This is a genomic window from Lentzea sp. NPDC051208 (assembly GCF_040682435.1).
Classification (GTDB): Bacteria; Actinomycetota; Actinomycetes; order Mycobacteriales; family Pseudonocardiaceae; genus Lentzea; species Lentzea kristufekii.
Window position 1 is genome coordinate 1 of sequence record NZ_JBFBAW010000006.1, and the last position, 12,928, is coordinate 12,928.

Here is a 12,928-nt window from a genome sequence, read left to right on the forward strand (position 1 = left end):
CCGCGCGATCGAGTTCAAGAAATTCTTGATCGCCATCGACAAGGAGGTGCCCGCGGATCTGGCGGTGCATCTGGTGATGGACAACGTCTCCACGCACAAGACCCCGGTGATCAAGCGCTGGCTGGCCGCCCACCCACGCTTCACCGTGCACTTCACACCGACCTCGAGTTCGTGGCTCAACCTCGTCGAACGCTGGTTCTCCGAACTGACGACCAAGAAACTCCAACGCTCGAGCCACACCAGCGTTCGCATGCTCAACCGAGACATCCGCGCCTGGATCGAGACCTGGAACGACGACCCACGGCCCTATGTCTGGACCAAGACCGCCGACCAGATCCTCGACTCCATCGCACGCTACTGCACACGAATTAACAACTCAGGACACTAGCAGGGCTTCCCGGTTCGGGAAGTGGCGGTAGAGCGTGCCCGGACCGACGCCGGCCTGTTTGGCGATGGCGTCCAGGGAGCCGGTGATGCCCCGCTCGCTGAAGAACTGCTCCGCGACTTCGAGGATGTGCGCGCGGTTTCGCTGCTTGTCCGTCCGCGGCCTGCGCGCGCCGGCGCCTGCTGCACCCATGCCTGAAACCCCTCGCTGGCGAAACGGAGAGCCTCTCCGTATAGTCGTCGACGTAAAACGGAGACTGCCTCCTCATTGTTGCAGGAGGAAGTGATTGGTGCTGGCACCCTGCGGTCCATCAACCCGGAATCAGGAGCAGACATGCCCACCCTTGGGATCATCGGAAGCGGAAACATCGGCGCGGCTGTCGCGCGCCTGGCGGTAGCGGCCGGTGTTCCTGTCGTGGTGTCGAACTCCCGTGGCCCGGAGAGCCTCGCCGGGCTCGTCGCCGAGCTGGGCTCGCTGGCCACGGCGGGCACCGTCGGGCAGGCGGCCGAGGCCGGTGACCTCGTCGTGCTGTCCGTACCGCTCACCGCGCACACCGCCGTCCCGGCAGCGCCCCTCGCGGGCAAGACCGTGCTGGACACCAGCAACTACTACCCGTTCCGCGACGGCCGGATCGCCGAGCTGGACGAGGGCGAGCTCACCACCAGCGAGTTCGTTCATCGGCACTTCGGCACGGCGCGGCTGGTCAAGGCGTTCAACAACATCCTGGCCCACCACATCCCCCAGTTGGCGCGCCCCTCCGGCGCGGCCGACCGCACCGCGCTGCCGGTCGCCGGTGACCATGCTGAGGCGAACGCCGCCGCGGCGACGCTGATCGACCGGCTCGGCTTCGACACCGTCGACGCCGGTCCGCTGGCGCAGGGCTGGCGCTTCGAACCTGAAGCAGCGGCGTACACCCGCCTCTACCTCGCCGACCCGTCCACGCCCGATGAGCTGATGCTCCAAGCGCCTGGCCGGCCCGTGCCCGCCGCCGAACTGCGACTTGCCCTCCAGTCGGCCCGGCGGGTGTCGGTGGTCGACCGCGTCTTCTGACAGACAGCACGACGGCAGCCCTCGCCGAAGCCGGTCACCTCACGTGCCGATCGGCACCCCTGGCGGCGTGACCTGTGGCGTCCGATGTGGCCGGTTGGGACTTCGGGGCACGGTGGTGTTGTTCCTAGCGTCGGGGGCGTGGCTGACAACGAGGTTTTCTTGCCGAGGTTCGGTGCCGTGTGCGGGGTTGTCCTCGCCCTGTCGATCGGCGTACCGGGGGCCGTGGAGGCCTTCACCGGGGAGACGGCGTTCACCAGTGCGGTGATCGGGCTGGGAACGGCGTTCGGGGCGCCCGCGGTGCTGGCGTTGCACGGGCATCAGGCGCGTGCGTCGGGGAGGTTCGGGGCGTTCGCGTTCGCCGCGAACTGCGGATGCCGGTGCTCGACGGGGTCGAGGCGGTGGCGTTGCTGCGCAGGCGCGCGCCCGGCTGCAAGGTCGTCATGCTGACCACGTTCGACGACGAGGACTACGTGGTGCGCTCGTTGCGTGCGGGCGCGACCGGGTACCTGCTCAAGGACCTGCCGTCGCAGGAGCTGGCGGCGGCGGTCAAGCTGGCCGCGGCGGGCGTGGCCCAGTTCGACCCGGCCGCGGCGGCCCGGCTGGCGGCGGTGCTGGACCGGTCGGACAGCCGGCGCGAACCGCTCACCGTGCGGGAGGTCGAGGTGCTGCGGCTGGTCGCGGCCGGGGCCACGAACAAGGAGATCGCCGAGCGTCTGCACCTGTCGGAGGGCACGGTGAAGAACCACATCTCGCGCATTCTCGGGCGGCTCGGATTGCGCGGCCGCACGCAGGCCGCGCTTTATGCGCAGTCGAATGGACTTGTGTAACGAGGTGTGGCAATGGTCGCGATGTGGCGGCCATGACCGTTTCCCAGCAGCTGACGAAGGAAACCGCGATCGCTGCCGGTTTCCTGCTGGTCCTTGCCGCGTGCGGCACGCAGGCGCCGACCAAGCTCGCGGCCGGCTCTTCCGCGACGACCACCACTACGTCCACCACGACGACGACCACACCTCCACCGGTGACCGTGGAGTCCATCGTGGACGGTCGCACGGTGGTGTTGTCCAACGGCGCCAAGCTCGTGGTGTCCGGACTCGCCCAGCCCGGTGAGTGCTGGGCCGCGTCGGCGGTCGAGTTCGCGACGAAGACCCTGGTGGGCAAGCCCGTCCAGGCCGTCGCGTCGCAGCTGCTGCTGGCCGACGGCAAGGACTACGCGGTGCTCGCGGCCGGTCAGGGCGTCGCTCGCTCGATCGCCGGGGCGGACGCGGCGGTCCAGGTCGCGGAGACGGCCGCCAAGCAGGCGTCGCTGGGGTTCTGGGGTCCGTCGTGCGGCGGGCTCGACGTGAAGCCCGTGCCCGTCGCGCCGGAAACCGTTGCGCCGCAACCTGTCGTGCCGCAGCCGGTCGTGCCGCAGCCGGCCCCCGAGCCGCCCGCCGCGTACTACGCCAACTGCTCGGCCGCGAAAGCCGCCGGTGCGGCACCGCTCTACCGCGGTCAGCCCGGCTACCGCGCGCCTCTCGACCGGGACAACGACGGGGTGGCCTGCGAGTAGCTCCGGTGTGCCCTGACAGATCGGTGGCTGCGGGTGTCAGCGGAATGTCAGCGCCGCCCGGAAATCTCTGACCCGTCGAAGCTTCCCCTGCACAGGCCGGGGAGCCTGTGGAGCGAAGAGGGTCAAAAGTGCTGAAGAAATTCACTTTCGTGGCATTGATGGGTGCGCTCGTCAGCGCGTCCTTCGGCGCCGGTGTCGCCAACGCGGCGACCGACCGCAACGGCTCCTGCGAGTCGGGCGAGTTCTGCCTGTACTACAACAGCGACAACGAGGGCTCGGTGTCCGACTTCGCGGGCTCGATCGCCGACTACGGTGACTCGCAGCCCGGCTGCTACGAGTTCAAGAGCGCGGGCAACGGCCAGGGCGTGTGCGTCAAGAACAACGCCGCGTCGGTCTGGAACAAGACCAGCAAGGCCGTCACCGTGTTCTACAACAGCAACTACGGTGGCGCGAAGCAGACGTTCGCGGCCGGCGCCAAGGGCAACCTGAAGACCGAGCTCAAGAACGAGAACGCCTCGCACCGCATCGGTGACGCCGGTGGCGACCCGGACCCGTCGCCGGGCGTCTACCCCGCGCCGGAGACCAACCCGCACCCGGCCGCCACGGCGCGTGCGCCCCAGGCCACCAAGCGCACGCAGTTCATCGACGACCAGATCGCCTCGAAGACCGGCGAGAAGCAGTGCTGGGTGGGCGACTACCGCAGCTACGAGTCGTCGACGAGCAACCACAACACCGGCAACGCGCTCGACTGCACCATCTCGAACGCGATCGGCACCTACCCGACCGAGGCGCAGAAGGCCCAGGGCTGGAAGCTGGCCTACTGGCTGCAGAAGCACGCGTCCAAGCTGGACGTCCGCTACGTGATCTGGCAGGGCAAGATCTGGAGCGTCGCCCGTGCGTCCGAGGGCTGGCGCAACTACACCGCCGGTGGCGGTGTGACGGGTGGTCACTACGACCACGTCCACGTCTCGGTCCAGAACCCGCACGGCGACTGATCTGAGTCGTTGACGAAGGCGAGCGCACACCCGTGCGCTCGCCTTCTCGGCGTTTCAGGACCTCAGGTCGTGGACGATCAACGACGCCGAGAGCAGCCGGATGTCGGTGGGGTCGGCCGGGTTGTAGCCGGTGAGCTCGGCGACGCGGCGCAGGCGGTAGTTGAGCGTGTTGCGGTGCAGGTGCAGTTCGTCGGCCGTGCGGTGGCGGTTGTGGTCGCTGTTGATGAACGTCCGCAGCGTGTGCAGCAGGTCGGGGTGCTCGGAGAGCCGGTCCATCACGCGTGCCAAGCGCTTGCGGCCGGGGCCGGGGCGGCAGAGCTGGTACTCGAGCAGCACGTCGTCGAGGACGTACGCGCCGGGCGGCCGGCCGAGGCGCTGGGCGAGTTCGGCGATGTCGGCGGCCTGCCGGGCCGCCGCGGGGATGTCCTCCCGGCTCTCCGCCGCCGCGATTCCGCCGATGAGGCCGGTGCCGGCGGCGGTGAGCAGGGTGCGGACCAGCTCGGCGGCGTCCTCCAGTTCCTGGTCGAGGCCCTCCTCCGTTGTCGGCAGGAGCACTGTGCCGCCGTCGTGGTCCAACGCGGAGAGGGCGTGCTTGGGCAGTTCGGCCCGTAGCCGTCGCACGAGCCCATGAACAGCGAGCCGAGCGTCGGCGCCATCAGCCACCGACGGTGCCTCGACGCGTACGGCGACAACGACGTGATGGCTGGACAGCTCCAGTCCGATCCGTTCGGCGAGCGGCTCGGCCTCCCGGCCGGTCAGCAGGGCCGCGACCAGGGCGCGACCGGCTTCACGGCGTTCGGCGTGCAGGGCCTGCTGCTCGGCCAGGTACGACCCGGCCACGGCCGGCACCGCGACGCTCAGGTACCGCAGCAGCGCCGGCACCGTCGCCAGCAGGTCCGGTATCTCGTCCGGCTCGGCGACGGCGGCCATCGCCTCCCAGCCCACGGTCGCCGCGACGTGGTAGGTGCTGAGCACGATGTCGAGCGGAACGCCCTGCTGGGCGCGCCGCACCGCCGTGGCGATCTGCATGTCCAGCTCCTCGGGCGCGGGCGGGCGTTGTTCCCGCAGCGCGCGCAGGAAGACCTGCAGGTGACGGGTCACCGCCTCGGTGATCTCGCGGTCGACCAGTTGGTGCGGCAGCTGCCGGTAGGTCGCGGATCTGGCGAAGAACGCCTCCAGCACTTTCTCGGCGATGTGCGGGATCTGGGTCGCGGCACGGTCGTAGAGCGGCGAGGCGGGATCAGGGGCGGGGATGTCGACCACCGCCAGAGGCTTGCGCATCAGCCGGTGAGAGGCGATAGCCCGATCGAGTCCTTCTCGGCTGGTTGCCTGCACCAAAGAGGGACCCTCGCGTTGTGCACGTGCCTCAAAGATTTGACCCTATCGAGTGATGGACGATGAGAACCGCCACTGTTCACAGCCACAATCGGGCGTTGTGAGCAGCGTCGAAGAATGTATGAAGTTGTTGCTGCGCAGCGGGTTCAGGCGGACGGTCGTGCGTGATCACTTCACGTGCGTCAATGCTGTGATGTTCAGGCGTGTGTGGCGTGGCATCAACGAGACGGTGCTGGCGTACTCGGAGTCGGAGGCCCTGGCCTATCGCGTGGCGGAGGCTGACGCGGATCCCTCGGACCCGTTCGTCGTCGACCCCGACCTGACGGAGTGGCAGTGCGGGGGTGAGTTCCTGGACGTCGCGGGCCAGTTGCTGGAGTTACCGGCCGCGCCGGGGCACTCCGCGTTCCACCGGAATTCCGGTGGGTGACCTGCCGCCGTCACCTTTCTGATGGTGGCCGGCCTGCAGCCCGTGGCCCACGCCGGACCGGTGGGCAGCGGCTGGACCGAGCACAGTCCCGCGTGGAACCTGAGGCGCGGATCCAGGACGACTACCGGACCGGCCGGCGGCAGTTCGAGGGCGAGCTCGAGGTCACCGCGGGCACGGACGACGAGAGCGCCATGCAGATCTTCGGCAACGACGGCGACGGCGCCACCACGCTGAAGTACGGCGTCTACGGCACGTTGAAGACGGCGAGCGCCGAGCACCAGTGGCGCAACGTGCACTTCCACCGGAAGTAGTAATCTTCTCGTGTGGGTGAGACCGTCCGGATCGGAGTGTTCTACGACGGCACGTGGTTCGCCTACCTGAGCGACTTCTACGCGACCGCGCACCCCAGGGGAGCGCGCGTCTCTCTCGACGGCCTGCACGACGCGTTGCGCTGGTACGTCCACAACGAGACGGGTCGTCCGCTGGACGAGTGCGTGGTCGCGGAGGCGCATTACGTGCGCGGTCGCATCGACACCCCTGCCGAGTCCTTCGACCGGGTGCTGGCCTCCGCCGGCATCACGCGGCACGACCTGCCGCTGCACAACGGCAAGGAGAAGGGTGTCGACGTCCTGCTCGCGCTGGAGGCGTGGGACCGGGCGACGACGGTGCCGTTGCAGTGGGTCGTGCTGCTGACCGGCGACTCGGACTTCACCCCTCTCGCGGAGCGGCTGACGGCGCGGGGCGTGCACGTGATCGTGCCGGTGGTGGACATCATGACGGTCAACGCGCCACCTGCCTGGACTCCGCGCACGGCCGCGCCGCTGCGGGCCGCGACGCCGTTCACCCCCGGTTTCGACCAGCTGTTCGCGCCGGGTGACCAGGCCGACTACCCGCTGCGGCGTGCCTTCGTGCGGTCGTCGCAGGTGGTGGCGTCACCGGTCGGGGCACCGCGCGGACGCAGGCGGGGCACCGTGGCGACCTGGAAGACCGGGCAGGCGCACGGGTTCATCACCGACACCCGCGGCGGGTCGTGGTTCGTCTCGCGCGACGAACTGCCGAACGGACTGACGCTGCTGCTGGCGGGCACGCCGGTGTCGTTCACCGGCTCGCCTGCGCCGATGCCCGGCCGCAAGTACCCGAGGGCGCAGGCCGTGCGGCCCGAATGACTTTTGTCATCCCGAGGTCGTGACGCTGCCTCACTACTGATGAGAGCCGGTTCTGAGCAGGCTCGACGCCATGGAAACGGTGCTCGGAGTACGAGGGGCGCGGCACCACTACGGTGCCGTGCAGGCGCTGGACGGCGTTGATCTCGACGTCGGCGCGGGGCAGTGCGTGGCGCTGCTCGGGCCGAACGGCGCGGGCAAGACGACGCTGGTGAACCAGGTGATCGGGCTGTTGCCCGCCCAAGCTGGTTCGGTGCGCGTGTGCGGTGGCGACCCCCGCGTCGCGTCGACCCGCCGGCAGCTCGGGGTGGTGCACCAGTCGCTCGGGTTCCCGACCACGCTGAAGGTGTCCGAGCTGGTGGTCGGGGCCGCGGTGCGCGCGGGCAAGCCCCGTGCGGCGGCCGGGCCGGTGATGGCCGAGCTCGACCTGACCGAGCTGGCCGGGCGGCGCGCGGCGAAGCTCTCCGGCGGCCAGAAGCAACGGCTGCAGCTCGCCATGGCCCTGGTGGCAGATCCGGCACTCCTGGTGCTGGACGAACCGACCGCCGGCCTGGACGTGCCCGCCCGCAGGCGGTTCTGGCAGATCCTCGCCGAACGGCGTGAGCGCGGGACCGGCGTCCTGCTCACCACGCACCTCATCGAGGAGTCCTCGGCCGTCGCCGACCGCGTCGTCGTGCTCGACCGGGGCCGGGTGCTCGCCGAGGGCACGCCGGACGAGCTGGTCGCGCGGCTGCCCGACCGCACGGTGATCGCCCGGACGGCCCTCGGCTTGGAGCGCCTCCAAGCACTGCCGGGCGTCGTGTCGCTGCGCAACGACGGCGAGCACGTCCGTCTCGGCACGCGGGCGCCGGAGGCGTTGTTGCGGGTGCTGCTCGCGCAGGACCCCGGCCTGACCGACCTGCGGGTCGAGGGTGCCGGGCTGGAAGAGGCAGTGGCCGGTCTGATCGAGAGGGGTGCGGTGTGAACACAAGGGTCTTCGGCGTGGAGCTCGCGGACGAGCTGAGGGGTGTCGTCCGCGAACCGGCCGCCCTGTTCTTCTCGATCATCATGCCGGTGGGGTTCTTCGCGCTCTTCGTGTCGCTGTTCGGGAAGTTCAGCGCCGGCGGGGTGTCCGCGGGGACCACGATGATTGCCACGTTCGGCGCGTTCGGCGTGATCTCGGTCGTGCTGATGAACCCCGGCATCGGCGTCGCGTCCGACCGGGAACGCGGCTGGCTGCGGGCGAAGCAGGTGTCGGCGGTGCCGATCGGCGTGACGCTCGCGGCGAAGGTGGTGGCGGCACTGCCCTACGCGGCCGGGGTGCTGGTCGCGATGACGGCGACCGCGGCCGTCACCGGTTCCCTGACGGCGCCGTTGCCCGCGCTGCTGCGGCTTCTCGCCGTGCTGGTGCTCGGCGCGCTGCCGTTCGCGTTGCTGAGCCTCGCGATCGGCTTCCAGGTCGGCGCGGGCGCCGCGGCCGCCGTGCTCAACGCGATCCTCATCCCGGCGTCCGTCCTTTCCGGACTGTGGATGCCGCTGGAGATCATGCCCGCGTTCTTCGGTGACGTCGCGCGGTTCCTGCCGACCTACCACCTGTCGGAGCTCGCCCGCGCACAGCTGACCGGTGGGCCCGTGGTCGCGCACGTGCTCGTGCTGCTGGGTTTCGCGCTGGTGGCCGCGGTGCTGGCGGCCGTGTCGTATCGTCATGCGCGGTCATGAAAAAAGTCGCTGGGATCTCCCGCTGGTTGCACCTGATCTACCTCGGGAACCTGCTGTGGGCACCGATCTTCGACCCCGCCGCGGGCTGGGTGGACTGGGCGCTCGTGGCCGTCGTCGCCGTGGCCTTCGTCCCGATGTACGTGCTGGCCTGGCACCGGCCGGACCGCGTCCGCTGGTGGTGCCTCGTGCCGACGGTGGTGCTCGGCTCCCTGACGACGCCCTTCAACACCGGCGCCGCCGTGCTGTTCGTCTACGCGGCGGCGTTCGCGGGCCTCGCGGAGTCGCGGCGGGTCGCGATGCGGTGGTTCGTCGCGCTGACCGCGTTGATCTGCCTGTCCGGCGTGGTGTCGGTGGTCGAGATGCCGTACCGGCTGTGGGGGCTGCTGCCGTCGCTGATCTTCCTGTGGCTGATCGGCATCCTCCAGGTCGAGTGGTCCGAACGGGACCGCGAGGGCGCTGAGCTGCGCATCCGCACCGCCCGGATCGAGCACCTCGCCACCCTCGCCGAACGCGAGCGCATCGCCCGCGACCTGCACGACCTGCTCGGCCACACGCTGACCGCGATCATCCTGCGCGCCCAGCTCGTCGCCGCGGATCCCGCACGGGCGCGGGAAGAGGCGGCGGAGATCGAGCAGACGGCCCGCGCGGCGCTGGGCGAGATCCGCGACGCCGTCACCGGGTGGCGCAGCGCGTCACTGGAGACCGAACTGGAGGCGGCGCGTGCCGCGTTGTCGAGCCTCGGCGTCGAGGTGACCGTGCGCAGGGATCCGGGACTGGCGATCGTCGGCTCGACCGAGCACGAACTGGCGCTCGCGTTGCGGGAGGCCGTCACCAACGTGGCCCGGCACGCTCGCGCCACGACGTGCCACATCGGCGTCGAGTCCCGCGACGGTGAGCTGCGGCTGGTGATCGCGGACGACGGCGTCGGCGGGCACGCGCCGGAGGGCAACGGGCTGACGGGCATGCGCGAGCGGATCGCCGCGCTGGGCGGCCTGGTCGCGCGGACGGTCTCGGCCGGCACCACCGTCACGATCGCCGTCCCGCTGAAGGTGGCCACGTGATCAGGGTCGTGCTGGCGGAGGACCAGGCGATGGTGCGCGGCGCGTTCGCCCAGCTGCTCGACCTGCAGCCCGACGTCACGGTCGTCGCGACCGCGGGGGACGGCGACGAAGCCCTCGCGGCCGTCGCGGAACACCGGCCCGACGTGCTGCTGACCGACATCGAGATGCCCGGCCGGACGGGACTGGACGTCGCCCAGGCGCTGAGCGAACGCGGAGATCCCACCCGCGTCCTGATCGTCACGACCTTCGCCCGCAGCGGGTACCTGAGGCGCGCGATGGACGCCGGGGTCGCCGGATACGTGCTGAAGGACGCGCCGATCGCGGACCTCGTCTCGGCACTGCGCCGCGTGCACGCCGGCGAACGCGTCGTCGCCGCCGAGCTCGCGATGGCCGCGTGGGACAGCGCCGATCCCCTGACGCCGCGCGAACGCGAGCTGTTGCGGGAGGTCATGACGGGCGCGAGCAACGCCGACATCGCGGCCAGGCTCAACCTGGCCGAGGGGACGGTCCGCAACTACCTGTCGACGGCGATGGCGAAACTGGGCGCGCGCAACCGTTCCGAGGCGGCCACCACCGCGCGCGAACGCGGCTGGCTCTAACCCTTGCGCCGCACCATCTCGCCGATCCAGACCGGTGCGAACGGCGACGTGCAGCCCGGCGGCGTCGGGTAGTCCTTGAGGACCTCCAGGCGTTCGCCGATCTCGATCGCACGGGCGCGCAGTGCGGGGTGCTCGATCCCGATCTGCGCCAGGCAGTGGTTCATCGCCCACTGCAGACGCTCCGGAGCGTCCTTCATGTCCTTCTCGACGATGCCGAGCAGACCGTCGAGGTCCAGGCCCTCCGGCTTCTTCGCCACCCGGTCGGCGGTGAGCGCCCAGCCCGCGCTCGCGACCACCGGATCCGGGTCGGAGAACCACAGCACGCGCAGTTCCTCGGTGTGCGGGCTCTTCTTCACCACGTAGCTCACGAGCCAGTCGTGCACCTTGGGACGCCGTGCCTCGCGCAGCATGGTGTCGAGCTCGTCACGGCTGAACGCCTTGGGCCGGCAGATCAGCAACGCCAGCAGCCGGGCCGCGGTGTCGCCCGTCGCCCACAGTGCGAGCGAGAGGTCCTGCTGGGTCTTGAGGCGCTTCGCGATCGCGCGCAGCTTGCCGAGGTTCACGCCGTGGTCGTCGCCGTGCTTCTCGTTCACCGCGCGCGCCTTCGGGTCGTCGAGCGCGGCCAGTTCGGCCATCAGCCCGGCCACCGTGTCGTCTGCCACCGCTCGACCTCCCGTTCGCCACCGACAGCTTACGAGCCGGAACGCGTCAGTCGCTCAGCGCCGCGACCACCGGGCACTGGTCCCGGACGCCGTTCTCGGCGACGTCGAGCAACGCGAGCCGCACCCGGTCCAGGTCGTGCATCCGCTGCTCGATCTCGGCGACCTTGCCGGTGACCACGTCACCCACGTCGGGCGTGGTGGAGGCGGAGAGGAGCTGCTCGACCTCGGTGAGCGTGAAGCCGAGCCGGGCCGCGCGGCGGATGAACCTCAACCGCTTCAGCGCTTCCTGGTCGTAGTGGCGGTAGCCGCCGTGGGACCGGGCGGTGGGGACGACGAGCCCGCGGCGCTCGTAGAACCGCACGGTGCTGATGCCCACCCCGGCGGCGCGGGCCAGTTCGGATATGCGCACCACCGGAAACTACCTCCGCAGCAGCGCGCGGAGCTGGGCCGCGCCCCAGAACAGCTCCAGCGCCAGGAACCCCGCCAGCGCCGGCGTGAGTCCCTGCCACAAGGCCCAGGCGAACCAGACGCTGAACAGGGCGCGCCCGGCGGTGTCGGCGGCGATCAGCAGCCGTTCCGGTCGCAGCCACCGGACGATCGACCACATCACCACGACCGTGCCGAACAGCGTGGAGAACAGGAGCGTCTGCTTGCTGTGAGTCGTGCCGAGCAGGTCCAGCACCAGTGCGCCGGTCCAGGGCGTGACGAACGCGATGCTCGCCACGAGGTCGTACAACGCACCGGCTTTGCCCCAGCGGGCCACGTGATCTCGGGTCATGCCGATCACGATGGACTCTGCACCGTGGTGCAGAGTCAAGCCCGCTGATCACGCCGCGGTGTGAATCGTCCACTTCTCACCCCTCGTCACCACTAACGTTGACAGGCAGGTGTTCGTTGAGCCGAGGGAGGCCAGTGACCGGCCAGATCGTCCGTCACGCCGGCCGGATCGAGGCCGTGCGGGTGCGGTTCGCGGCCGTGCACAAGGCCAGCGCGGTCGTCGTCGGGGACGAGACCGTGTACGGGCGGCTGTGCCGGTGGATCATCCACGCCGTGCTGGAGAAGCACGCCCGGCAGGACGAGCTGGTCTCCTACGTCGAGGAGAACCTGCGCCTGATCGTGGCCGGGCTGTACGACCTCTACGGCGTGCGGGCACCTGATCCCGACCTCGTGCGCGAGGCCGCCGTGCCGTCACTGGTCGAGCCGGTCGAGGACTCGGCGCGGGCGGCGATGGAGCAGATCATGCCGCTGCGGGACGTGCTGGACGACCTCACCGGGCTGCCCGACGTCATCGCCGCGCACGCGATGACCTGGTACAACATCGCGGCCGAGCAGCAGGACATGGCCGCCGAGCTCGAAGACCTCCTGGAGCAGGACGCCCCGCGGTGGACCGGCGCCGAGGAGCACGTGCGGCTGATGGGCCACAACATCGACGCCATCCGGGGGCTGAGCTCGGTGTCGGCGGCGTTCGGGGAGATCACCGAGAGCGTCGGGGTGCTGGTCGCGCAGACCCGGCGGCTCGTGCGGGAGCTGGTGATCAGCCTGGCCGTGGCGCCGACGGACGCGACGCTGTGGCGGCTGGCCTGCCGGATCGCGGTGTACGGGGTGGCGCTGGAGGCCACCCTCACCCACCTGGAGGACCGGCTCAGCGGTTAGGCCCGGCGGGCGCGGCGGCGGGCGAGCTGCGGCAGGAACCACATGTAGATGCCCGTTCCCATCAGGACGAACAGCGGCAGCAGCGGCACGTACGACACCCACACCACCGAGCTGTCGACGGTCAGGGCGACCGCCGTGAACACGACGGTGGCCATGAAGACCATGCTCACCACGCGGTGGAACTGACGGATTCCCCTGCTGCCGGCCATTTACTCGGTCCTCCCGGTCGTTGGTGAGCTCAACGGTAGGAGCGGCGGGCCGGCCGTGCTTCTCGATTCCTGACCAGCTGAACCGCCCTCGGGCGCCGGACCCGGAGGGGTGTTCAGCGCCGCCGTGGGGCGTGGCGCAAAA

Annotated in this window: 19 protein-coding genes; 13 read left to right on the forward strand and 6 right to left on the reverse strand. The window is 70.3% G+C overall.

What is annotated here, in order from left to right:
• Positions 1 to 388: transposase (locus tag AB0M48_RS15320; protein WP_363841365.1), on the forward strand; the 388-nt coding region annotated here is incomplete at its 5' end.
• Here AB0M48_RS15320 and AB0M48_RS15325 read toward each other — a convergent pair.
• Positions 377 to 577: a helix-turn-helix domain-containing protein gene (locus AB0M48_RS15325; RefSeq protein WP_363841368.1), complete on the reverse strand. Its 201-nt coding sequence runs from the start codon at positions 575 to 577 to the stop codon at positions 377 to 379. The two genes, AB0M48_RS15320 and AB0M48_RS15325, sit on opposite strands and share 12 nt — an antisense overlap.
• Before the next feature lie 141 nt (positions 578 to 718).
• Here AB0M48_RS15325 and AB0M48_RS15330 point away from each other — a divergent pair, with 141 nt between their 5' ends.
• The 4 genes from AB0M48_RS15330 (at position 719) to AB0M48_RS15345 (ending at position 3,979) form a co-directional block, all read left to right on the forward strand.
• A complete protein-coding gene (locus tag AB0M48_RS15330) occupies positions 719 to 1,435 on the forward strand; it encodes an NAD(P)-binding domain-containing protein (protein WP_363841371.1) in 717 nt (238 codons plus the stop codon).
• Positions 1,436 to 1,806: 371 nt separating this feature from the next.
• The gene (locus AB0M48_RS15335) at positions 1,807 to 2,262 is read left to right on the forward strand and encodes a response regulator transcription factor (RefSeq protein WP_363841374.1); all 456 of its coding nucleotides are present in this window, start codon (positions 1,807 to 1,809) and stop codon (positions 2,260 to 2,262) included.
• 32 nt (positions 2,263 to 2,294) lie between these two features.
• Entirely contained in the window at positions 2,295 to 2,984 is a 690-nt protein-coding gene (locus AB0M48_RS15340; protein ID WP_363841377.1) for an excalibur calcium-binding domain-containing protein, read from the forward strand.
• A gap of 158 nt (positions 2,985 to 3,142) precedes the next feature.
• A complete protein-coding gene (locus tag AB0M48_RS15345; protein ID WP_363841380.1) occupies positions 3,143 to 3,979 on the forward strand; it encodes a peptidase inhibitor family I36 protein in 837 nt (278 codons plus the stop codon).
• Positions 3,980 to 4,033: 54 nt separating this feature from the next.
• On the opposite strand, the gene AB0M48_RS15350 is transcribed toward AB0M48_RS15345, so the two are convergent.
• Entirely contained in the window at positions 4,034 to 5,260 is a 1,227-nt protein-coding gene (locus tag AB0M48_RS15350; RefSeq protein ID WP_363841383.1) for a helix-turn-helix domain-containing protein, read from the reverse strand.
• 247 nt (positions 5,261 to 5,507) lie between these two features.
• On the opposite strand from AB0M48_RS15350, the gene AB0M48_RS15355 reads away from it, so the two are divergent.
• The 7 genes from AB0M48_RS15355 to AB0M48_RS15385 all read left to right on the forward strand — a co-directional run bounded on the left by AB0M48_RS15355 (position 5,508) and on the right by AB0M48_RS15385 (position 10,262).
• Positions 5,508 to 5,741: a hypothetical protein gene (locus AB0M48_RS15355; protein ID WP_363841386.1), complete on the forward strand. Its 234-nt coding sequence runs from the start codon at positions 5,508 to 5,510 to the stop codon at positions 5,739 to 5,741.
• A gap of 92 nt (positions 5,742 to 5,833) precedes the next feature.
• Positions 5,834 to 6,052 (forward strand): hypothetical protein, encoded by a 219-nt coding sequence (locus AB0M48_RS15360; protein ID WP_363841389.1) that lies wholly within the window; start codon positions 5,834 to 5,836, stop codon positions 6,050 to 6,052.
• A gap of 12 nt (positions 6,053 to 6,064) precedes the next feature.
• Positions 6,065 to 6,907, forward strand: coding sequence for an NYN domain-containing protein (locus AB0M48_RS15365; protein ID WP_363841392.1), 843 nt, complete (start codon positions 6,065 to 6,067; stop codon positions 6,905 to 6,907).
• A 70-nt stretch (positions 6,908 to 6,977) separates the two neighbouring features.
• Positions 6,978 to 7,868 carry an ABC transporter ATP-binding protein gene (locus AB0M48_RS15370; protein WP_363841395.1) on the forward strand — a complete coding sequence of 297 codons (891 nt, stop codon included), beginning with the start codon at positions 6,978 to 6,980 and terminating at the stop codon, positions 7,866 to 7,868.
• Positions 7,865 to 8,602: an ABC transporter permease gene (locus AB0M48_RS15375; protein ID WP_363841398.1), complete on the forward strand. Its 738-nt coding sequence runs from the start codon at positions 7,865 to 7,867 to the stop codon at positions 8,600 to 8,602. Before AB0M48_RS15370 ends, AB0M48_RS15375 begins: the two co-directional genes overlap by 4 nt.
• A complete protein-coding gene (locus AB0M48_RS15380) occupies positions 8,599 to 9,663 on the forward strand; it encodes a sensor histidine kinase (protein ID WP_363841401.1) in 1,065 nt (354 codons plus the stop codon). The genes AB0M48_RS15375 and AB0M48_RS15380 overlap by 4 nt, the downstream gene beginning before the upstream one ends.
• The gene (locus tag AB0M48_RS15385) at positions 9,660 to 10,262 is read left to right on the forward strand and encodes a response regulator transcription factor (protein WP_363841404.1); all 603 of its coding nucleotides are present in this window, start codon (positions 9,660 to 9,662) and stop codon (positions 10,260 to 10,262) included. The genes AB0M48_RS15380 and AB0M48_RS15385 overlap by 4 nt, the downstream gene beginning before the upstream one ends.
• Here the strand turns inward: AB0M48_RS15385 and AB0M48_RS15390 are convergent.
• From AB0M48_RS15390 to AB0M48_RS15400, 3 genes are all read right to left on the reverse strand, one after another.
• Positions 10,259 to 10,897, reverse strand: a complete 639-nt coding sequence (locus AB0M48_RS15390; RefSeq protein ID WP_363842682.1) for a DNA alkylation repair protein — start codon at positions 10,895 to 10,897, stop codon at positions 10,259 to 10,261. The two genes, AB0M48_RS15385 and AB0M48_RS15390, sit on opposite strands and share 4 nt — an antisense overlap.
• Before the next feature lie 73 nt (positions 10,898 to 10,970).
• Positions 10,971 to 11,333, reverse strand: coding sequence for a MerR family transcriptional regulator (locus tag AB0M48_RS15395; RefSeq protein ID WP_363841407.1), 363 nt, complete (start codon positions 11,331 to 11,333; stop codon positions 10,971 to 10,973).
• Between the two features lie 9 nt (positions 11,334 to 11,342).
• Entirely contained in the window at positions 11,343 to 11,702 is a 360-nt protein-coding gene (locus AB0M48_RS15400; RefSeq protein ID WP_363841410.1) for a hypothetical protein, read from the reverse strand.
• Between the two features lie 134 nt (positions 11,703 to 11,836).
• Between AB0M48_RS15400 and AB0M48_RS15405 the strand changes: the two genes are divergently transcribed.
• Positions 11,837 to 12,577 (forward strand): hypothetical protein, encoded by a 741-nt coding sequence (locus AB0M48_RS15405; protein WP_363841413.1) that lies wholly within the window; start codon positions 11,837 to 11,839, stop codon positions 12,575 to 12,577.
• Here AB0M48_RS15405 and AB0M48_RS15410 read toward each other — a convergent pair.
• Positions 12,574 to 12,786 carry a hypothetical protein gene (locus tag AB0M48_RS15410; RefSeq protein ID WP_363841416.1) on the reverse strand — a complete coding sequence of 71 codons (213 nt, stop codon included), beginning with the start codon at positions 12,784 to 12,786 and terminating at the stop codon, positions 12,574 to 12,576. The two genes, AB0M48_RS15405 and AB0M48_RS15410, sit on opposite strands and share 4 nt — an antisense overlap.
• Positions 12,787 to 12,928: the final 142 nt, after the last annotated feature.